This is a genomic window from Pseudomonas sp. S31 (assembly GCF_016648105.1).
Taxonomy (GTDB): Bacteria; Pseudomonadota; Gammaproteobacteria; order Pseudomonadales; family Pseudomonadaceae; genus Aquipseudomonas.
In genome coordinates, this window is sequence record NZ_JACVVE010000011.1 from 22,941 (window position 1) to 41,827 (window position 18,887).

The 18,887-nt window shown below is 65.3% G+C and carries 20 protein-coding genes; 12 read left to right on the forward strand and 8 right to left on the reverse strand.

All coding sequences use genetic code 11. The features are described from left to right. The first annotated feature begins 96 nt into the window (after positions 1 to 96). The gene (locus IAE37_RS10395) at positions 97 to 516 is read left to right on the forward strand and encodes a polyribonucleotide nucleotidyltransferase (RefSeq protein ID WP_201173097.1); all 420 of its coding nucleotides are present in this window, start codon (positions 97 to 99) and stop codon (positions 514 to 516) included. 24 nt (positions 517 to 540) lie between these two features. After that, positions 541 to 1,410 carry a cation diffusion facilitator family transporter gene (locus IAE37_RS10400; RefSeq protein ID WP_201173100.1) on the forward strand — a complete coding sequence of 290 codons (870 nt, stop codon included), beginning with the start codon at positions 541 to 543 and terminating at the stop codon, positions 1,408 to 1,410. 47 nt (positions 1,411 to 1,457) lie between these two features. Here IAE37_RS10400 and IAE37_RS10405 read toward each other — a convergent pair whose 3' ends face one another. Continuing rightward, positions 1,458 to 2,291: a DUF6515 family protein gene (locus tag IAE37_RS10405; protein WP_201173103.1), complete on the reverse strand. Its 834-nt coding sequence runs from the start codon at positions 2,289 to 2,291 to the stop codon at positions 1,458 to 1,460. A 394-nt stretch (positions 2,292 to 2,685) separates the two neighbouring features. On the opposite strand from IAE37_RS10405, the gene IAE37_RS10410 reads away from it, so the two are divergent. Then, positions 2,686 to 3,162 (forward strand): Lrp/AsnC family transcriptional regulator, encoded by a 477-nt coding sequence (locus tag IAE37_RS10410; RefSeq protein ID WP_003249795.1) that lies wholly within the window; start codon positions 2,686 to 2,688, stop codon positions 3,160 to 3,162. Between the two features lie 18 nt (positions 3,163 to 3,180). Beyond that, on the forward strand, positions 3,181 to 3,384 hold the full coding sequence (locus IAE37_RS10415; protein WP_133330244.1) for a DUF2788 domain-containing protein: 204 nt from the start codon (positions 3,181 to 3,183) through the stop codon (positions 3,382 to 3,384). A gap of 95 nt (positions 3,385 to 3,479) precedes the next feature. On the opposite strand, the gene IAE37_RS10420 is transcribed toward IAE37_RS10415, so the two are convergent. The 4 genes from IAE37_RS10420 to IAE37_RS10435 all read right to left on the reverse strand — a co-directional run bounded on the left by IAE37_RS10420 (position 3,480) and on the right by IAE37_RS10435 (position 9,391). Then, the gene (locus IAE37_RS10420) at positions 3,480 to 4,109 is read right to left on the reverse strand and encodes a pseudouridine synthase (protein WP_236409897.1); all 630 of its coding nucleotides are present in this window, start codon (positions 4,107 to 4,109) and stop codon (positions 3,480 to 3,482) included. Between the two features lie 6 nt (positions 4,110 to 4,115). Then, positions 4,116 to 5,579, reverse strand: coding sequence for an AMP nucleosidase (amn, locus tag IAE37_RS10425; protein ID WP_201173106.1), 1,464 nt, complete (start codon positions 5,577 to 5,579; stop codon positions 4,116 to 4,118). Positions 5,580 to 5,651: 72 nt separating this feature from the next. Beyond that, a complete protein-coding gene (locus IAE37_RS10430) occupies positions 5,652 to 7,304 on the reverse strand; it encodes an acyl-CoA dehydrogenase family protein (RefSeq protein ID WP_201173109.1) in 1,653 nt (550 codons plus the stop codon). 95 nt (positions 7,305 to 7,399) lie between these two features. Beyond that, a complete protein-coding gene (locus IAE37_RS10435) occupies positions 7,400 to 9,391 on the reverse strand; it encodes a sensor histidine kinase (protein WP_201173113.1) in 1,992 nt (663 codons plus the stop codon). 265 nt (positions 9,392 to 9,656) lie between these two features. Here IAE37_RS10435 and IAE37_RS10440 point away from each other — a divergent pair, with 265 nt between their 5' ends. From IAE37_RS10440 to IAE37_RS10455, 4 genes are all read left to right on the forward strand, one after another. Further along, positions 9,657 to 10,454 (forward strand): hydroxymethylpyrimidine/phosphomethylpyrimidine kinase, encoded by a 798-nt coding sequence (locus tag IAE37_RS10440; RefSeq protein ID WP_201173330.1) that lies wholly within the window; start codon positions 9,657 to 9,659, stop codon positions 10,452 to 10,454. 14 nt (positions 10,455 to 10,468) lie between these two features. After that, positions 10,469 to 11,092 carry a thiamine phosphate synthase gene (thiE, locus tag IAE37_RS10445; RefSeq protein ID WP_201173115.1) on the forward strand — a complete coding sequence of 208 codons (624 nt, stop codon included), beginning with the start codon at positions 10,469 to 10,471 and terminating at the stop codon, positions 11,090 to 11,092. A 17-nt stretch (positions 11,093 to 11,109) separates the two neighbouring features. Then, positions 11,110 to 12,393, forward strand: coding sequence for a glutamate-1-semialdehyde 2,1-aminomutase (gene hemL / locus IAE37_RS10450; RefSeq protein WP_201173117.1), 1,284 nt, complete (start codon positions 11,110 to 11,112; stop codon positions 12,391 to 12,393). 233 nt (positions 12,394 to 12,626) lie between these two features. Then, on the forward strand, positions 12,627 to 13,172 hold the full coding sequence (locus IAE37_RS10455; protein WP_201173119.1) for a tetratricopeptide repeat protein: 546 nt from the start codon (positions 12,627 to 12,629) through the stop codon (positions 13,170 to 13,172). A gap of 3 nt (positions 13,173 to 13,175) precedes the next feature. On the opposite strand, the gene IAE37_RS10460 is transcribed toward IAE37_RS10455, so the two are convergent. Beyond that, positions 13,176 to 13,502 (reverse strand): DUF1820 family protein, encoded by a 327-nt coding sequence (locus IAE37_RS10460; RefSeq protein ID WP_201173121.1) that lies wholly within the window; start codon positions 13,500 to 13,502, stop codon positions 13,176 to 13,178. A gap of 191 nt (positions 13,503 to 13,693) precedes the next feature. Here IAE37_RS10460 and IAE37_RS10465 point away from each other — a divergent pair, with 191 nt between their 5' ends. The 4 genes from IAE37_RS10465 to lnt are packed head-to-tail and all read left to right on the forward strand — an operon-like array spanning position 13,694 to position 17,551. After that, a complete protein-coding gene (locus IAE37_RS10465) occupies positions 13,694 to 14,692 on the forward strand; it encodes a PhoH family protein (protein WP_201173123.1) in 999 nt (332 codons plus the stop codon). Continuing rightward, a complete protein-coding gene (ybeY, locus tag IAE37_RS10470) occupies positions 14,685 to 15,158 on the forward strand; it encodes an rRNA maturation RNase YbeY (protein ID WP_201173125.1) in 474 nt (157 codons plus the stop codon). Before IAE37_RS10465 ends, ybeY begins: the two co-directional genes overlap by 8 nt. A gap of 27 nt (positions 15,159 to 15,185) precedes the next feature. Continuing rightward, on the forward strand, positions 15,186 to 16,025 hold the full coding sequence (locus IAE37_RS10475) for an HlyC/CorC family transporter (RefSeq protein WP_201173128.1): 840 nt from the start codon (positions 15,186 to 15,188) through the stop codon (positions 16,023 to 16,025). Positions 16,026 to 16,033: 8 nt separating this feature from the next. Beyond that, on the forward strand, positions 16,034 to 17,551 hold the full coding sequence (lnt, locus tag IAE37_RS10480; protein ID WP_201173129.1) for an apolipoprotein N-acyltransferase: 1,518 nt from the start codon (positions 16,034 to 16,036) through the stop codon (positions 17,549 to 17,551). 109 nt (positions 17,552 to 17,660) lie between these two features. Here the strand turns inward: lnt and IAE37_RS10485 are convergent, their stop codons facing one another. Together IAE37_RS10485 and IAE37_RS10490 are read right to left on the reverse strand one after the other, a co-directional pair. After that, complete coding sequence (locus tag IAE37_RS10485) at positions 17,661 to 18,422, reverse strand: YdcF family protein (protein WP_201173130.1); 762 nt, start codon at positions 18,420 to 18,422, stop codon at positions 17,661 to 17,663. A gap of 128 nt (positions 18,423 to 18,550) precedes the next feature. After that, a complete protein-coding gene (locus IAE37_RS10490; RefSeq protein WP_133330217.1) occupies positions 18,551 to 18,865 on the reverse strand; it encodes a hypothetical protein in 315 nt (104 codons plus the stop codon). Between the last annotated feature and the right edge of the window lie 22 nt (positions 18,866 to 18,887).

Here is an 18,887-nt window from a genome sequence, read left to right on the forward strand (position 1 = left end):
GCGAGTATAACGGCGAACCGAGCCTGCCCTATCATGGTCTTAGCTTCAGGTGCTGGCGCTTCGCTCGCCCTGCTGGACACCTTTTCGGAGATTGACATGCGCATTCCTTCCCGCGTCATCGGTGGCGCACTCATCGTCACCCTGCTGACCCAGCTGACGGCCTGCGGCACGATTTTCTATCCAGACCGCCGCGGCCAGATCGAAGGCAAGATCGACCCCGTGGTCGCTGCGCTGGATGCCATCGGCATTCTGTTCTACGTGATTCCCGGCCTGATCGCCTTCGGCATCGACTTCGCAACCGGCGCCATCTACTACCCAGGCGGGAGTACCGCGCAGGTCGACCCAGCCAAGCTACGCGAGGCGGTGAACCCTGACGGCAAGGTCGACAACCTCAAGTTGCAGGCCATTCTGGAAAGCGAACTGGGCCAGCGCCTGCCGCTCGATGACCCGCGCCTGATCCAGCACCGGGGCAGCGCCGAGCAACTGGCCGCCTTCGGTATCATCCCTGCCGCCTGACCCTGCAAGGACATTGCCCCACGCATGACCACCTCCGCCGAACACCAACGCCTCCTGCGCCTGGCCACCCGCGCTTCGCTGGCAGTGGCCAGCATCCTGGTCGTGAGCAAGGCGCTGGCCTGGTGGCTGAGCGGCTCGGTCAGCCTGCTGGCGGGCCTGACCGACTCGGCGCTGGATGCAGTGGCGTCGTTCCTCAACCTGCTGGCCGTGCATTACGCCCTGCGCCCGGCCGATGACGACCACCGTTTTGGCCACGGCAAGGCCGAGGCCCTGGCCGGCATGGCCCAGGCGCTGTTCATCGGGGTCAGCGCGGTGCTCATCGGGCTGCAAGCGGTCGAGCGCCTGCAGGCACCACGGCCCTTGGGCGACACGGCCATCGGCATCGGCGTGATGCTGCTGTCGCTGGTGCTGACCATCGCCTTGCTGGCCTTGCAGCGCAAGGTCATTCGCCTGACCGGCTCGACCGCCGTGCGCGCCGACTCGCTGCACTATCGCTCCGATTTGCTACTCAATGGCAGCATCCTGATCGCCCTGCTGCTGGCACGCTTCGGCTGGCCGCAGCTGGATGCGATCTTCGGCCTGGGCATTGCCCTGTACATCCTCTGGAGTGCGTTGCAGATCGCCCGCGAGAGCACGGCGATCCTGATGGACAAGGAACTGCCCGGGGACATCGGCGAGGAAATGACCGGGTTGGTGCTGGGCATACCTGGCGTGAAGGGCGTGCATGACCTGCGCACGCGGGTGTCAGGCAACCAGTGGTTCGTGCAGCTGCACCTGGAACTGCCGGGGCAGTTGCCGCTGCATGAGGCGCATACCCTGTGCGTGCGCGCCTCGGAGGTGATCCGCCAGCGTTATCCGCGGGCGGATGTGATGGTGCATGCCGATCCGGTGTGAAACCGCATTTTCACGACATGGCTACCCTCCTACACTGAATTGCGTAGTCAGTTGATGCTGTAGCCTCGGCCGCTGAAGCAGGCCCCCAGCGCCCGCCGATAGTTGTCGGCGACATTGACCGGTGGCGCGTAGGTGGCCGTCGCCGGATCGAACCCTGACTGGCTTACCGCCCAGCGGTGGCACTGGTAGCGGTCCTGGTCCTGCTGCTCCTGACCCTGGCCGTACATCGGGTAGGCCACCACGTCATAGCCATTCGCCGCCGGGGCCGCGACCACCGGCGCAGGCGCTTGCGCCGGCGGGTTGACCACCACGTACTCCTGGCTGTCGGCCAGGTACTGGTAATAGGTGTCAGCCACCAGGAAGAACAACGCGCCTCCCAGCCAGACCTCACGGGCGTAGGACGGCAGGTAGCCCACCCGCACACCATACGGCGGCGTCACTACCCGGTAGCCGCCACCGTTGGGCCGATACCAGTAGCCACCCGAGTAGAAATAGTCCTCGCCGCGGTACGGCACTTTCCAGTAGCGATCGGGGAAGCGGTCGACCTGATGCCCAGGCCGGTATTGCGGCCCAGGCCCCCAGCCGTTGCCATGGCCGTCCGGGCGGCCCTGCCAGTCGCCACCTGGGCGCTGGCCGCCCTGCCAGTGGCCGTCACCTCCACGGCGGGGGATGTCCTGGTAATACCCTTGGCGCGCGGGCTGGGTCTGGCGGACCTCGTCACGCGAATTCAGCGTGCGGCCGCCGTTGTCGTTAGGGTCTTGCGGGCCACCGCCACCATGCCCTTCTCCAGGGCGCTCTCCAGGACCCTGTGCCTGGGCCCCGAGGCTGATGGCCAGGCCCAGCAAACCAACACCTGCCAACTGCCAGATGCGCGACTTCATGTTGTTCCTCTCGGTAATCAAACGCCATGGCGCCAGTCTACCGCGCCGCGGCGTGGACCAGATGAAATCGCGGCCATGAAAAAAGGGAGGCCGTTGGGGCCTCCCTTTGGAAATTGTCGTCCGTGCTCGACACTTGTGGCGTCGGCTCACCCGCGCCGTCTTCTGGACGGTACGTAGCCCGGGGGCCTGGCGGATCCTGTTGGATGGCTGGCCGCGACCGCCCGCCTGGGGCGCGTCGCCGTGGACTGTTGTCCGGGCAGTGATTCTGTAGGTAAAAAGATACGGGACGCGACCCGGCAGAGGATTGCGAAGATTGCACAGATAAATAGCACTTGCGCAATTTTTCACCCTGGATCGATAATTCAACGCAATCCGCACAGAAAAGGCCTTTTCCATGAGCAAACTTGATCGCTACGACCTGAGCATCCTCGCCGAACTGCAACGCGATGCGCGCATCTCCAACCAGGAGCTGGCCGAACGTATCGGCCTGTCGCCTTCGCCGTGCTCTCGTCGGGTCAAGCAGCTCGAAGACGACGGCTACATCTCGCGCCAGGTCGCCCTGCTCGACCGCAAGAAGCTCGGCCTGAGCCTGACCGCCTATGTACTGATCGGCATGGACCGCCACACACCCGAGCGCTTCGAGACCTTCGAGGCGGCCATCCGAAACCTGCCACAGGTGCTCGAATGCAGCCTGGTGACCGGGATGGACGCCGACTACCAGCTCAAGGTGGTGGTGCCCGACATGGACCACTACCAGAAGCTGCTGCTCGGTAGCCTGACGCGCATCGAGGGCGTGACCAGCGTACGTTCGAGCTTCGTGCTCAACCAGGTACTGGCCAGCACCGAACTGCCCTTGACCCACCTGCGTTGATCACCCAGGAGTATCCCGATGGATCCGGCCGTATTCGAAGAGTGGATGATGATCGTCCTGGTGACGATCCTGATCGGTTTCATGGGCTTCATCGTCTGGGACCTGGCGAAGAAGTCCAAGGCCGGTCGGTTCGGTACGTTGATCCTGTTCTTCGTGCTGGGGCTGGGAGTGCTGGCCTTTATCATCAAGAGCGTGGTGGTGGCGTTTCTGGAAGGGGTGTAGCGTTTTCCAGGGCCCATTCGCGGGTAAACCCGCTCCTACAGGCACCCCACAACACCTGTAGGAGCGGGTTTACCCGCGAAGGGCCGCAACGCTATCTAGAGCCGAGCCTCAACCTCTCGCCAACACCCCTGCTCCAAGCCCTCCAGCGCCCACTTGCCGATCCGCACCCGCACCAGGCGCAAGGTCGGCAACCCGACCGCCGCCGTCATGCGCCGCACCTGGCGGTTGCGGCCCTCGCGGATCACCAGTTCCAGCCAGCTGGTCGGCACGCTCTTGCGAAACCGCACCGGCGGGTTGCGCGGCCACAGCGCTGGCTCGTCCAGGCGCCGTGCCTCGGCCGGCAAGGTCGGCCCGTCGTTGAGCTCGACGCCGTCGCGCAGGCGCTGTAACTGTTCGTCGCTCGGCTCACCCTCCACCTGCACCCAATAGGTCTTGGCCAGCTTGTGCTTGGGATCGGCGATGCGCGCCTGCAGAGTGCCATCATTGGTCAGCAGCAACAGGCCCTCGCTGTCACGGTCCAGACGCCCGGCCGGGTACACGCCAGGGATGTCGAGGTAGTCCTTGAGCGTGGCCCGCCCTTCGCCGTCGCTGAACTGGGTAAGCACATCGAACGGCTTGTTGAACAGGATCAGGCGAGGCTCGGCCGGTGGTGCCTTGGGCTGGCGGCGCGGACCAGTGGGCCGCGCCTGGGGGCGGCGCGGCTTGGAGCGGGGTGGCAGGGACATGGATCCTCAGCGGAACGGCGGCTCATCGAAGCTGCGCAGTTTACGCGAGTGCAACGAATTGAGCTCGGTGCGCAGCAGGTCGAGGGCGGCGATGCCGATCTTCAGGTGCTGGCTCACCGCCCGGTTGTAGAAGGCATTGGCCGAGCCAGGCAGCTTGATTTCACTGTGCAGCGGCTTGTCGGAGACGCACAGCAAGGTGCCGTACGGGACCCGCAAACGATAGCCCTGGGCGGCGATGGTGCCGCTTTCCATGTCGACCGCTACGGCGCGCGACAAGTTGATCAATGGCCGTTCCTGGGCCCAGCGCAGCTCCCAGTTGCGGTCGTCGTAGGTCAGCACGGTGCCGGTGCGCAGGCGCTTTTTCAACTGCTCGCCACGCTCGCCGGTCACCTGCGCGGCCGCTTCCTGCAGCGCCAGTTGCACCTCGGCCAAGGCCGGAATCGGGATGTTCGGCGGCACCACGCGATCGAGAATGCCGTCGCGACGCATGTAGGCGTGGGCCAGCACGTAGTCGCCGATGGTCTGCGATTGGCGCAGGCCGCCGCAGTGGCCGATCATCAGCCAGCAATGCGGACGCAGTACTGCCAGGTGGTCGGTGATGTTCTTGGCGTTGGACGGGCCGACACCGATGTTGACCAGGGTGATGCCGTCGCCATCAGCGGCGATCAGGTGATACGCCGGCATCTGATAGCGATGCCAGACAACGCCAGCCACCAGCGCCTGGACCTCGCCGTTGTCCATGGCCTTCTCGATGATGACGTTGCCCGGCAGTACCATGCGCACGAAGCGCGGGTCGTCGCGTAGCTGCTCGAGGCCATGGGCGATGAACTGGTCAACATAGCGGTGATAGTTGGTCAGCAGGATCCACGGCTGCACATGGCGCCAGTCGCTGCCGGTGTAGTGCACCAGGCGGCGCAGCGAGAAGTCCACCCGCGCCGCGTCGAACAATGCCAGTGGCAGGCTCTCGGCGCTTTCCCAGTCGTACAGGCCGTCGGCGATGTTGTCGGTGGCCGCCGACAGGTCGGTGCTGGGGAATACCCGCGCCAACTGGGCCGCGGTGATGCCGCTGCCGGCCAGCTCGTCACCCTGGTCGACGACGTACGGGTACGGGATGTTCTGCTCGCTGACGCCTACCTCGACGGTGACGGTGTAGTCGTGCATCAGCGGGCGCAGCTGCTCCAGCAGGTAGCCACGGAACGCCGCTGGCTGGGTGACGGTAACGCTGTAGGTGCCGGCGACCTGCACCTTGGCATAGGCGCGGGTGGTGGCGGCGACTTCGCCCTGGCTGTAGTAGGTCAGGCGTAGCGCCGGGTAGCGGAACAGCGCGCGCTCGTCGGCATCGGGCTCGGTACGGTCCTTCAGGTAGCGCTTGAGGGCCTGGCTGAGGGCCCCGGTGGCCTGCTCATGCAGGGCCGCCAGACGATCGACGGCCTGTTCTGGGGTATCAACGACGATAAACGCTTGGCTCACACTGGGCTTCCTGTCTGGGCATGCATGGAAACATCTTGCCTGCCTTCTGTGGCAATTACACCCCCATCCTTTTCAGCTCGGCCAGAGCGGCGTGGCCCGCGCCACCAACGCCTCGACATCCGCGCCCCGGGGTAGCGCCCCATAGGCCCGGCCACCGCCAGCCAGGCGGCTGCCGATGAAGGCATCGCTGACCGCCGCGTTGCCCGCCTCGAGCAGCAACTTGGCCTGCAGCGCCAGGGCGATGTCCTCGGTCAGCTGTCGCGCGCGGTACTGGATATCGCCGGTGTCGGCGAACGCACCCTTGAGGTTGCCGATGTGCATGGCCAGGCGTGGGTCGCCATGGCCGTCGCCCAGTTCCGCGAACAGCGCTTCGAGCACGCCCGGCTCCTTGGCCAGCGCGCGTAGCACATCCAGGCATTGGACGTTGCCCGAGCCTTCCCAGGTGGAATTGACCGGCGCCTCGCGGTACAGCCGCGGCAGGATGCTGTCCTCGACGTAGCCGGCGCCGCCCAGGCACTCGGCGGCCTCGTTGATCATTCCTGGCGCACGCTTGCAGATCCAGTATTTGCCCACCGCAGTGACCAGGCGAGCGAAATGCGCCTGGCTGGGGTCGTCCAGTTGCTCCAGCGCCTGGCCCATGCGCAGGCTGAGCGCCAGCGCCGCCTCGCTTTCCAGGGCCAGGTCGGCCAGCACGTTCTGCATCAGCGGCTGCTCGTTGAGCAACCGCCCGCCAACCTTGCGGTGCGCGCAATGGTGGGCGGCCTGGGTCAGGGCCTGGCGCATCAGGGCGCTGGAGCCGACCATGCAATCGAAACGGGTCATGGCCACCATCTCGATGATGGTCGGCACCCCGCGCCCTTCCTCGCCCACCATCCAGGCCAGGGCCCCGCGCAGCTCGATTTCGCTGGAGGCGTTGGAGCAGTTGCCGAGCTTGTTCTTCAGGCGCTGGATATAGAACTGGTTGCGGCTGTCGTCGGGGCGGTGACGCGGCAACAGGAAACAGGTCAGGCCCTTCTCGGTCTGCGCCAGGGTCAGGAAGGCATCGCACATGGGCGCCGAGCAGAACCACTTGTGGCCCACCAGCTCATAGGCTTCGCCCGGCCCCGGCGTACCGACCGGATAGGCCCGGGTGGTGTTGGCGCGCACATCGGTGCCACCCTGCTTCTCGGTCATGGCCATGCCCAGGGTGACCCCGGCCTTGTGCCGGTCGCCGACGTTGCGCGGGTCGTACTCGCAGCTGAGCACCTTGGGCAGCCAGTACTCGGCCAGCCCAGGTTGCAAGCGCAGTGCCGGCACGGCGGCGAAAGTCATGGTCAGCGGGCAGCCGCTGCCGGCTTCGGCCTGGCTGTGCAGGTAGGTCATCGCCGCGCGTGCCACATGCGCGCCGGCGCGCGGTTCGGCCCAGGGCAACGACGGCAGGCCGTGTTCGACCGCCGTGCGCATCAACTCGTGGTAGGCCGGGTGGAATTCCACCAGGTCGATGCGATGGCCATAACGGTCATGGCTGCTGAACTCGGGCTTGTGCGCGTTGGCCAGGAAGCCCGCTGCCATCAGCGGCCCACCGGCCAGGGCGCCGTAGGCATCGATCCGCGAAGCCGCCCAGCCGGCGCCGAAGCGCCTGGACCACTCTTGCAGCGGCGTATCGAGGCGGTACAGGTTGGCGCCATCCAGTGGCGGCGGCTGGTTGGTGACTTCGTGGGTTTCCGCGTACTGGTGCAGGTTCATCGGGCGCTCCTGGATCCGGGCATGCATGAACCCCCAGTGAAGCACCCCTCACCTGTCCGTCAAAGGGGCAAAAATGACTAAACGTGTAGTCACGACTAGAACCGCGTCACACCCGACACCACCCTCCCCGGCGGCATCTGCACCTGGGCCACGCTGACCTCGAGGCTGAACTCGAAGCGGCTGCCCAGCCCGCGGGTGGACTCATGCGACAGACGGGCACCGAGCAACTCGCCCATCTGCCGGCAGATCGACAGGCCGATGCCCAGGCCGCCATAGCGCCGGGTCATGGAGCCGTCGACCTGGAAGAAGCGCTGGTAGAGGATGGCCTGATCGAGGTCGTCGAAACCGATGCCGCTGTCGCTGACCACAAAACTCAGGGCCAGACGCTCCGGCCCCATGCGGCGACCACGCACCTGCACGATCACCCCGCCTTGGTGGGTGAACTTGAGGCCGTTGTCGAGCAGGCAGCCCAGGCAACGCGCCAGTTTGTGCACGTCGCCCAGCAGTTCATCGGGCACATCCGCGGGAATGTCCAGGCTCAGGTACAGCCCCTTGCCCAGGGCCTGCGCCGCACGCCCGGAGCGCAGGTCCTGGAGCATTCGCCGCAGGCCGAACGGCGCGGCCTGCACGCGCAAGCGCCCGGCCTGCAGCTCGGTGAGGGTGAGGATGTCGTCGACCATGGTCATCATGTCCTGGGCCGACCCGGCCGCAGTGCGGTGGTACTGGGCCATCTCACCATCCAGTGGCAAGGTCTGCATCAACTCCAGCGAACCGATGACGCCGTTCATCGGCGTGCGCAGCTCGTGGGTCACGGTCGCCAGGAACTCGTCCTTCAGGCGATTGCTGCGGGCCAGTTGCTGGTTCAGGTGTTCCAGGGTCCGGCCGGTGTCACGCAGGGCTTGCGCCTGCTGCTCGCGCAGGCTGTTGATGCGGTCGGCCAAGGCCAGCGACAGCAGCGCCACCTCCAGCGCCGAGCCGAGCTGGCTGGCATACATGGTGATGAACAGGTTGGGCAGGTAGCCCAGCACCATCAGCGTGTTGACCAGGCCCCCGAGGAGAAACGCCGACCAGGCGATGATGAACCAGCGCGCCACCCGCAGGCCGCGCCACCAGGCATGCAACCCGGCGGCGAAGATGCTCACGGTGAACAACAGCGCCAGCACCGTGGCCATGCGCAGAGCAATGCTGTAATGCAGGGTCACCGCCAGTACCATCACCAGCGCACCGCCGAGCATCAACAGCTGCAACAGCCGGTCGAAGCCTCGGCTGATCTTGCCCAGGCGCAGGAAATGACGCGCGAACTGGCAGCCGAACAGCCCCGCCGCGCCGATGAACAAGGGCGTGGCGGCATTGGCCCACCAGGGGCTGTCGGGCCAGAAATAGGCGACTCCGGCGCCATTGACCGACACCTGATAGAGCCCGAACGAGGCGATATAGAGGATGTAGTAGAGGTAGCTGATGTCGCGCACGCTGAGGTAGATGAACAGGTTGTACATCAGCATCGCCAGCAGCACGCCGTAGATCATCCCCAGCACATACAGGCGGGTCGGCTGGGCTTCCAGGTAGGCCTCGGCGGACCATAGCGCCAGCGGCGCCTGCAGCGATCCCTCGCTGTGCAGGCGCAGGTAGGCGGTGGTGGCCTGGCCGGGCTGCAGGGGCAACTCGAACAGGTAGTTGTCCTGCTGGATCTGCCGGCTGCTGTAGGGCAGCGTGTCGCCGGTACGCTGAGTCAGCCGATAGACCCCCTGGGTGTCCGGCAGGTACAGCTCGAGGTGATCCATCGGTGGGTAGGCCAGCTCCAGCAGCCACTGGCGAGGTGCCGCCCCAGGCTTGGGCAGATAGCGCAGGTCGACCTTCAGCCAGAATACCGAAGTGGAATAGCCTGCGTTGAGCACGGCTTCATGGTGGGTCCGAAAACGGCCAGCGAAGGCGGCGGAACTGACCTGGGCAATACTGGCGCTACCATCCGGGTCCTCGAAGACCTGCATGACCCGGCCCAACGGAAGGTGCCGGGTGGCGTCGTCGAAATCGACCGCCCCGGCCAGCGCGGGCAGCAAGCCCAACAGCACGATCAGCAAATAGCGCATACAGCCCCAGCATGGCCTGCCCAGTCGCGTCGCGATTGCCTCCCATCCCTTTGAGACGACGAAATCCGGCAGGCTCCATTTATCGAGTTATCCGAGCACTCTAGCATAGCTTTCCTCGCTAGCAATCAGCCATCACCCAAGCGAACGAAACCGCTCTAAATCAATGGTTTGGCAGAACACAAATCAAGGAAACTGACCACTCGATCAGCAAATCCCGTTTGTAGGACGATCCGCACAAATGGGTTTGGTGGTAAGCTCGCCGACCATGAATACCTACAGCTCCCGCCCCGTTGTCCTCTGTCTCTCCGGCCACGACCCCAGTGGCGGCGCCGGCCTGCAGGCAGATATCGAAGCCCTGATCGCCCAAGGCTGTCATGCCGCCCCCGCGGTGACCGCCCTGACCGTGCAGGATACCGTCAACGTTTCCGACTTCCGCGTGCTCGACCGCGAGTGGGTACTGGCCCAGGCCAATGCCGTGCTCGCCGACTCGACCGTGGCCGCCGTCAAACTGGGCATGCTCGGCTCCATCGAGATGGTCGACACCGTCGCCGAACTGCTCACCGCCCACCCGCACCTGCCGATGGTCTGCGACCCGGTGCTGCGCGCCGGTGGCGGTGGCCGCCTGGGCAAGGACGAAGTCGGCTACGCGCTGCGCGAACGCCTGTTGCCCCTGGCCGCCATCGCCACACCGAACCTGCCGGAAGCGCGCATCCTTGCCGAGTTGCCCGACGGCAGCGCGGATGAATGCGCCGAGAAGCTCCTGCCGTTCTGCAGACACCTGCTGATCACCGGCGGTCACGGCGACGAAGACGAAATCCACAACCGCCTGTACAGCCGCGACGGCCAGCGCCACACCTGGACCTGCCAGCGCCTGCCGGGCAGCTACCATGGTTCGGGCTGCACCCTGGCCAGCGCCCTGGCCGGCCGCCTGGCCTTGGGCGAGCAGCTCGACAGTGCGGTCCGCAGCGCCCTCGACTATACCTGGCGGACCCTGCGCGATGCCGAGCGACTGGGCAAGGGGCAGTTCGTCCCGCGCCGCCTGCCCCTGGACTTCTGCTCCTGACACGAGGCCTTCAGATGAAGCTACGCGGTCTGTACGCAATCACCGACAGCCAGCTGCTCGCCGGCCGTTTCCTGTCCCATGTCGAGGCGGCTCTCGAAGGCGGCGTCTGCCTGCTGCAGTACCGCGACAAGAGCGACGATGCCGCGCGACGCCTGCGTGAAGCCGAAGCGCTGATGAAACTGTGCGAGCGCTACGGCACCCAGTTGCTGATCAACGACGACGCCGAACTCGCCGCGCGCCTGGGCGTTGGCGTGCACCTGGGCCAGACCGACGGCCCGCTGACCCCAGCCCGGGCCTTGCTCGGGCGCAACGCCATCATCGGCTCGACCTGCCACGCCAGCCTCGACCTGGCCGAGCAGGCTGCCCGCGAAGGCGCCAGCTATGTCGCCTTCGGCCGCTTCTTCAATTCCGTGACCAAGCCCGGTGCCCCGGCTGCCAGCCTCGAGCTGGTGGAGCAGGCCCGGGCCCTGGTCAAGTTGCCGATCGCCGTGATCGGTGGCATCACCCTCGACAACGCCGCCCCGCTGGTTGCCCATGGCGCCGACCTGCTGGCGGTCATCCACGGCTTGTTCGGTGCCGACAGCGCGCAGGAAGTCACCCGCCGCGCCCGCGCCTTCAATGCCCTGTTCGCTTGCTGATTTCGAGAGAAAACCCCATGTCCCGTTCCGAATCCCTGTTCGCCCAAGCCCAGAAGCACATCCCCGGTGGCGTCAACTCGCCGGTCCGCGCCTTCAAGAGCGTCGGTGGCACGCCGCTGTTCTTCAAGCACGCCGAAGGCGCCTACGTGGTGGATGAAGACGACAAGCGCTACGTCGACTACGTCGGTTCCTGGGGCCCGATGATCCTCGGCCACAGCCACCCCGAGGTATTGGCCTCGGTACGCAAGCAGCTCGAGCACGGCCTGTCGTATGGCGCGCCGACCGCCATGGAAACCGAGATGGCCGATCTGGTCTGCTCGATCGTGCCGTCCATGGAAATGGTGCGCATGGTCAGCTCCGGCACCGAAGCCACCATGAGCGCCATTCGCCTGGCCCGGGGCTACACCGGCCGTGACGCCATCATCAAGTTCGAGGGTTGCTACCACGGCCACTCCGACAGCCTGCTGGTCAAGGCCGGCTCCGGCCTGCTGACCCAGGGCGTACCCAGCTCGGCGGGCGTGCCGGCGGACTTCGCCAAGCACACCCTGACCCTGCCGTTCAACGACATCGCCGCGGTCGAGAAGACCCTGGCCGACGTCGGCGACACCGTGGCCTGCATCATCGTCGAGCCAGTGGCCGGCAACATGAACTGCGTACCACCGGCGCCGGGCTTCCTCGAAGGCCTGCGCGAGCAATGCGACAAGCACGGCGTGGTACTGATCTTCGACGAAGTGATGACCGGTTTCCGCGTATCGCTCGGCGGCGCTCAAGGCCACTATGGCATCACCCCGGACCTGTCGACCTTCGGCAAGATCGTCGGCGGCGGCATGCCGGTCGGCTGCTTCGGTGGCAAGCGCGAGATCATGGGCTGCATCGCCCCGCTGGGCCCGGTCTACCAGGCCGGCACCCTGTCGGGCAACCCGCTGGCGATGGCCGCTGGCCTGACCACCCTCAAGCTGATCAGCCGCCCGGGCTTCCACGACGAGCTGAGCGCCTTCACCAGCCGCATGCTCGACGGCCTGCAGCAACGCGCCGATGCCGCCGGCATCCCGTTCGTCACCACCCAGGCGGGCGCCATGTTCGGCCTGTACTTCAGCGGTGCCGACGACATCGTCACCTTCGAAGACGTGATGGCCAGCGATGCCGAGCGCTTCAAGCGCTTCTTCCACCTGATGCTCGACGGTGGCGTGTACCTCGCGCCGAGCGCGTTCGAGGCGGGCTTCACTTCCATCGCGCACGGCGAGACCGAACTCAAGATTACCCTCGATGCGGCCGAAAAAGCCTTTGCTGCGCTGAAGTAACTGCCAGGCTGCACCGGCTCTTCGCGGGTAAACCCGCTCCTACAGACATGCGTGTACCCTGTAGGAGCGGGTTTACCCGCGAAGAGCCGGTGCAAACATCAGCGTGCCGCGCAACCAACAAAGGCTTCTTCAATAGAGAATTTCGAGTAAAACTTTGTAAGGTTGGCGCTGCTTATCCCATAATGTGCCACCAGAGACATTGGCCGTAGCTTTGCAGAGGTAAGTCGATCCCCATGAACCGCACCGGCCGCGCCCTGACCCTGGGCTGCCTGTTGCTTCTTCAGCCCCTGCTGGCCCTGGCGGAGGGCAGCAACTCGTTGCTGATTCCGGCAACGGGCCGCTGCACCCTGAATGTCCAACCGCAAGATCTGGAACACGCCATCAAGGCCTGCGAGAAGATCGCCAGCAACGGGGATGCGCAGGCACAGTACGAGCTGGGCGAGTTCTACTACACGCAAACGCCAAAGGTCCTGGACAAGGCCCTGAACTGGTTCGAAAAGGCCTCGTTGCAAGGCCATGCCGAAGCCCAGTACCGCCTCGGCGCGATGTTCTTCCATGGCGAAGGCGTCAAGGCCAACAACGTGCAGGCTTACATCCTGCTGAAGATGGCGGCGGTCAACGGTGCCGAGGATGCACTGGACATGGCCGACGAAGTGACCGAACAGATGCCCCGCGACGAGCTGGAGCACGCCACCCAGGTGCTCGGCCAGATCTTCCGCAAGTACCTGCTGGAACTGCAGAACGCCGAAGGACGCACGCCGTTCTCGCCACTTCCCTGAGTCTTACTTCTCCGGCATCGGCATCGGGAACGGCATGACGTTGCCCGCGCCCTTGGCCTCGCTGATCTTCGCCGTCCCCAGACGCTCCACCTCATCGATGCGCACGATCGAGTGCATCGGCACGAAACTGCGGATCACGCCCTCGAACTGGGTCTTGAGCTTCTCCTCGCTCGGGTCGACGACCACCTGGGTGCGCTCGCCGAAGACGAACTCCTCGATTTCCAGAAAGCCCCAGAGGTCGCTCTGGTAGATCTGCTTGGCATACATCTCGAAGACCTGCCCCTGGTTGAGGAAGATCACTTTATAGATGGCGGGTTCGCGTTTGCTCATGTTCGGCGGGATAACACATGCGTAAGAAAAGGCGTGCATGATACCTGCTCTGGCCTCTTCGCGGGTAAACCCGCTCCTACGGGTCGATGCCGTACTCGCGATACCGTTGAACGTTTCAGTGCTTTCGCCACTGCCCTTCTAGGGTTATTCTTGAGTTCACATTCATTGCCGTCGAGCGGCTAAAAACGACCTTGAACGCACCCATACAACCCCATCGTTTCATCCTCGAGCCCTTCGAGGCCAACCGTTTCGCCAACTTGTGCGGCCAGTTCGACGAGCACCTGCGCCTGATCGAACAACGCCTGGCCATCGAGATCCGCAACCGCGGCAATCAGTTCGAACTGATCGGCGAACCCAAGACCACCTCCGCCGCCGAACAGCTGCTGCGCCGCCTCTACCGTGAGGCCAAGGCCACCGAGCTGTCACCGGAAACCGTGCACCTGTATCTGCAGGAATCCACGGTCGAGAACATCGACAACCCGGCGGTCAACGAAGTCAGCGTCTCGCTGCGCACGCGCAAGGGCAACATCCGCCCGCGCGGCGTCAACCAGCAGCGCTACGTCAAGGAAATCCTGGCCAACGACATCAACTTCGGCATCGGCCCGGCGGGTACCGGCAAGACGTACCTGGCCGTGGCCTGCGCCGTCGATGCCCTGGAGCGCGAGCAGGTGCGTCGTATCCTGCTGGTGCGCCCGGCCGTCGAAGCGGGCGAAAAGCTCGGCTTCCTGCCCGGCGACCTGGCCCAGAAGATCGACCCGTACCTGCGCCCGCTGTACGACGCCCTGTATGAGATGCTCGGCTTCGAGCACGTGGCCAAGCTGATCGAGCGCCAGGTGATCGAGATCGCTCCGCTCGCCTACATGCGTGGCCGCACCCTGAACAACAGCTTCATCATCCTCGACGAGAGCCAGAACACCACGCTCGAGCAGATGAAGATGTTCCTCACCCGTATCGGCTTCGGCTCGACCGCGGTGATCACCGGCGACATCACCCAGGTCGACCTGCCACGCGGCACCAAGTCGGGCCTGGCCCACGTGATCGAAGTGCTCAGGGATGTACCGGGCATCAGCTTCACCCACTTCCAGCCCAAGGATGTGGTCCGTCACCCACTGGTCCAGCGCATCGTCGAAGCCTACGACCGCTTCGATGCCCGCCAGGCCAAGCCCGAGGTCAGCGGCAAAGATGCTTGAACTCGACCTGCAACGGGCCACGGATGCCGCTGCCCCGGATGACGAGGCCTTCCGCCGCTGGTGCGAGCTTGCCTTGCGCCAGCGCAGCGCCGACTCGGAAATGACCATTCGCCTGGTCGACGAGGCCGAAGGCCGCGAGCTCAACCATACGTACCGGCACAAGGACTACGCGACCAACGTGTTGTCGTTCCCGGCCGACGTGCCCGACGAACTGCTCGACATCCCGCTGCTTGGCGATCTGGTGATCTGCGTACCGGTGGTCGAGCGCGAAGCGGCCGAGCAAGGCAAGGCGCTGCAGGCCCACTGGGCCCACCTGGTGATCCACGGCTGCCTGCACCTGCTGGGCTACGACCACATCGAAGACGACGAGGCCGAGGAAATGGAGGCACTGGAACGGCAATTGCTTGCCGAACTGGGCTACCCCGACCCGTATGCCGATGACCACACCGATTCCATCACTCACTGATATTGCAAAGGATCACGAGTAACCGCCATGAGCGAAGACCGATCGAGCAACGGGCAAAAGTCCTGGCTGGGTAAATTGACCCAGGCTTTTGCCCATGAGCCGAAAAACCGCCAGGAGCTCCTCGAGCTGCTGCGCGAAGCCCATCAGAACAAGCTGCTCGACAGCGAAGCGCTGACCATCGTCGAGGGCGCTATCCAGGTCGCCGACCTGCAGGTGCGCGATATCATGGTGCCCCGCTCGCAGATGATCAGCATCAAGGCCCACCAGTCGCCTCGCGAGTTCCTGCCGGCAGTGATCGACGCCGCGCACTCGCGCTATCCGGTGATCGGCGAGAGCCATGACGATGTGCTCGGCATCCTGCTCGCCAAAGACTTGCTGCCGCTGATCCTCAAGGAAAACGGCGACAGCTTCAACATCAAGGACCTGCTGCGCCCGGCCACCTTCGTGCCCGAGTCCAAGCGCCTGAACGTGCTGCTGCGCGAGTTCCGCGCCAACCACAACCACATGGCCATCGTCATCGACGAGTACGGCGGCGTGGCCGGCCTGGTCACCATCGAGGACGTGCTCGAGCAGATCGTCGGTGACATCGAGGACGAGCACGACGTCGAGGAAGACAGCTACATCAAGCCGCTGCCCAGCGGCGACTTCCTGGTCAAGGCATTGACGCCGATCGAGAACTTCAACGAGTTCTTCGACAGCGAATTTTCCGACGATGAGTTCGACACCGTCGGCGGCCTGGTGATGAGCGCCTTCGGCCACCTGCCCAAGCGTAACGAGACCACCGAGATCGGCGCCTACAAGTTCCGTATTCTCAATGCCGACAGCCGGCGGATACACTTGCTGCGTTTGACCCCGATCACCCGCTAAGGACAATCATGCGTTGGATCACCCGCCCCGGCTGGCCCGGTAACCTGCTGGCCGTGGCGGCCGGCGCTTCCACCCTCCTGGCCCTGGCGCCGTTCGATATCTGGCCGCTGGCCATCCTGTCGATCGCCCTGTTCTACCTCGGCCTGCGCGAGCTCAGCCCGCGCCAGGCCATGGGCCGTGGCTGGTGCTTCGGCTTCGGCCTGTATGGCGCCGGCACCTGGTGGATCTACGTCAGCATGAACACCTACGGCGGCGCCTCGCCGCTGCTGGCGATCCTTCTGCTGCTGGCATTTTTCGCCGCACTGGCCTGGTTCTTCGCCCTGCCCGCCTGGCTCTGGGCCCGCTGGCTGCGCCGCAACGAGGCGCCCCTGGCCGATGCCCTGTGCTTTGCCGCCCTGTGGCTGCTGCAGGAGGCCTTCCGCGGCTGGTTCCTCACCGGCTTCCCCTGGCTGTATGCCGGTTACAGCCAACTCGACGGCCCCCTGGCCGGGCTGGCGCCACTGGGTGGCGTTTGGCTGGTGTCCTTCGCCCTGGCGCTGACCGCCGCGCTGCTGTGCAACCTGCATCGGCTGCGCATGCGCCCGTCGTTCCTGGCCGTGGGCGTGCTGTTGCTGCTGGCGCCGTGGGCCACGGGCCTGGCACTCAAGGGCCATGCCTGGACCAAGCCTGCGGGCGAGCCGCTCAAGGTCGCGGCCCTGCAGGGTAACGTCGAGCAGGACCTGAAGTGGGACCCGGCGCACATCGATGCGCAGTTGGCGCTGTACCGCGACATGAGCTTCAGTTCCAAGCCGGTCGACCTGCTGGTGTGGCCGGAAACCGCCGTGCCAGTGCTCAAGGACCAGGCCCAGGGCTACATCGATGTGATGGGCCGTTTCGCCGCCGACCGGCATTCGGCGCTGATCACCGGGGTGCCGGTGCGCGAGGTGGTGCACCACCAGCGCCGCTACTACAACGGCGTGACCGTCGCCGGCGAAGGCGACGGCACCTACCTCAAGCAGAAGCTGGTGCCGTTCGGCGAGTACGTGCCGCTGCAGGACATGCTCCGTGGCGCAATCGAGTTCTTCAACCTGCCGATGTCGGACTTCGCCCGTGGGCCGGAAGACCAGCCGTTGCTGCAAGCCAAGGGCTACCAGATCGCGCCGTTCATCTGCTACGAGGTGGTCTATCCCGAGTTCGCCGCGGGCCTGGCAGCGCGCAGCGACCTGCTGCTGACGATCAGTAACGACACCTGGTTCGGCAAGTCCATCGGCCCGCTGCAGCACCTGCAGATGGCGCAGATGCGCGCGCTGGAGGCGGGCCGCTGGATGATCCGCGCCACCAACAACGGAGTGACCGCGCTGATCGACCCGTTCGGGCGCATCACCACGCAGATTCCGCAGTTCGAGCGGGCCGTGCTGTATGGCGAGGTGGTGCCGATGCAGCAACTGACGCCTTACCTACAATGGCGCTCGTGGCCGCTGGCGGTCGTCTGCGTGCTGCTGTTTGGCTGGGCGCTGCTGGCAGGCCGGATCGCCAAGACCGTTTGAGGTCGCCTGTTCCGGCCTCTTCGCGGGTAAACCCGCTCCTACAGGTATGCCGCAGTTCCCTGTAGGAGCGGGTTTACCCGCGAAAGGGCCGGCAGCTACACCACCAGCCTCAATAGAACAACCGATACCCCAGCAACCCAACCGCCTCGTTGAGCAACTGCCCGCTCTGCCACATCGCCCGGCTCTCGGGCAGCAGCCCAGCAAACGGGCGGGCGTGGTCGCCACCCAGGAACCCCATCGGCGCCGGCACCACTTCGAACCCCGCCCGCTCGAAGCTCCAGCGCGAACGCTGCATATGCCAAGACTGGGTCACCAGCACCACCCGGCGAATGCCCAGCGGTTGCAGCATGTGGGCAGTGAACTGGGCATTTTCCCAGGTGGTCCGGCTGGCCTCTTCCTTCCACTTCACCTCGACCCCGAAATCCTCGCGCAAGCGATCGGCCATCAACTGCGCCTCGCTCGGCGGCGTGCCAAAGTGCAGCCCACCGCTGATCAGCAATGGCAAGCCGCTGGCCTTGGCCAGGCGCGCGGCGAAGCGCATGCGTTCGAGGGCCGTGGCGGTCGGCTGGTCGTCGCCACCCCAGGCCATGTCGCCGCGCTCGCGCCCGGCCCCCAGCACCACGATGGCGTCCGCCCGCTGTGCCAGCACCGCCCAGTCCGCCAGCGGCAACGGCGGCTCGGTTTCCAGCACCCGGGCAGACTCCTGCACCACCAGCGGCAGGCTCATCAGCCACAGGCCACCCAGGCCTAGGGCGAAGCACAGCGCCGCCAGCCGCGGGCGCCGGGCACGCAGCCACCAGGCGGCGAGCAACAGCAGGAACAACAGCCCGGGTGGCAACAGCCATTGTTTGATGAAAAAGCGAATCGGCATCGGCACACCTCCATGGAAGGCGTGCAGCCTAAGAGGAACGGCGCCGGGCAACAAGATGTCGCCGGCGCCGTTTCGTGGGAAGTGTATTGAGTACCGGGGCGCGATGGCCTGCGCCGGGTCCTGAACGGCTAGCGATGCGGCAGCGTCCTGGATCTCGCCGTGCTGGCGGGGCGTCTCTTGTCCTTCAGCCAGATGATCTTCGCCGAGGTCGGTTCCGCTTGCGGGTAGGCACCGGCACAGGCATTGCGGCGTTCCGGGAGGGAATCCAGGTAGGCCTTGATCACTTCGAACTCTGCGTGGCTAAGGCCGCGCAACTCCAGCTCTGCTGGCATCTCATCACGCAATCGCACCGATGTCCGGGCCACTTCCAGGGCCAGGCCAAGACGGTCGATCAGGCGTTCGTAAAGCTCCGGTTTGATTGCGGGTAGCTGCGTCTCTCCCATCCGTTCACCTCATTGAAGATAA

What these genes read in the sequence shown, in the direction of transcription:
- IAE37_RS10430 (WP_201173109.1), bottom strand. Translation starts at nt 7,304, where the DNA reads ATGAACCTGCACCAGTACGCGGAAACCCACGAAGTCACCAACCAGCCG.
- ybeY (WP_201173125.1), top strand. Translation starts at nt 14,685, where the DNA reads ATGCTTGAACTCGACCTGCAACGGGCCACGGATGCCGCTGCCCCGGAT.
- IAE37_RS10400 (WP_201173100.1), top strand. Translation starts at nt 541, where the DNA reads ATGACCACCTCCGCCGAACACCAACGCCTCCTGCGCCTGGCCACCCGC.
- IAE37_RS10405 (WP_201173103.1), bottom strand. Translation starts at nt 2,291, where the DNA reads ATGAAGTCGCGCATCTGGCAGTTGGCAGGTGTTGGTTTGCTGGGCCTG.
- IAE37_RS10410 (WP_003249795.1), top strand. Translation starts at nt 2,686, where the DNA reads ATGAGCAAACTTGATCGCTACGACCTGAGCATCCTCGCCGAACTGCAA.
- IAE37_RS10435 (WP_201173113.1), bottom strand. Translation starts at nt 9,391, where the DNA reads ATGCGCTATTTGCTGATCGTGCTGTTGGGCTTGCTGCCCGCGCTGGCC.
- IAE37_RS10420 (WP_236409897.1), bottom strand. Translation starts at nt 4,109, where the DNA reads ATGTCCCTGCCACCCCGCTCCAAGCCGCGCCGCCCCCAGGCGCGGCCC.
- IAE37_RS10415 (WP_133330244.1), top strand. Translation starts at nt 3,181, where the DNA reads ATGGATCCGGCCGTATTCGAAGAGTGGATGATGATCGTCCTGGTGACG.
- IAE37_RS10485 (WP_201173130.1), bottom strand. Translation starts at nt 18,422, where the DNA reads ATGCCGATTCGCTTTTTCATCAAACAATGGCTGTTGCCACCCGGGCTG.
- thiE (WP_201173115.1), top strand. Translation starts at nt 10,469, where the DNA reads ATGAAGCTACGCGGTCTGTACGCAATCACCGACAGCCAGCTGCTCGCC.
- IAE37_RS10395 (WP_201173097.1), top strand. Translation starts at nt 97, where the DNA reads ATGCGCATTCCTTCCCGCGTCATCGGTGGCGCACTCATCGTCACCCTG.
- hemL (WP_201173117.1), top strand. Translation starts at nt 11,110, where the DNA reads ATGTCCCGTTCCGAATCCCTGTTCGCCCAAGCCCAGAAGCACATCCCC.
- lnt (WP_201173129.1), top strand. Translation starts at nt 16,034, where the DNA reads ATGCGTTGGATCACCCGCCCCGGCTGGCCCGGTAACCTGCTGGCCGTG.
- IAE37_RS10455 (WP_201173119.1), top strand. Translation starts at nt 12,627, where the DNA reads ATGAACCGCACCGGCCGCGCCCTGACCCTGGGCTGCCTGTTGCTTCTT.
- IAE37_RS10475 (WP_201173128.1), top strand. Translation starts at nt 15,186, where the DNA reads ATGAGCGAAGACCGATCGAGCAACGGGCAAAAGTCCTGGCTGGGTAAA.
- IAE37_RS10490 (WP_133330217.1), bottom strand. Translation starts at nt 18,865, where the DNA reads ATGGGAGAGACGCAGCTACCCGCAATCAAACCGGAGCTTTACGAACGC.
- IAE37_RS10440 (WP_201173330.1), top strand. Translation starts at nt 9,657, where the DNA reads ATGAATACCTACAGCTCCCGCCCCGTTGTCCTCTGTCTCTCCGGCCAC.
- IAE37_RS10460 (WP_201173121.1), bottom strand. Translation starts at nt 13,502, where the DNA reads ATGAGCAAACGCGAACCCGCCATCTATAAAGTGATCTTCCTCAACCAG.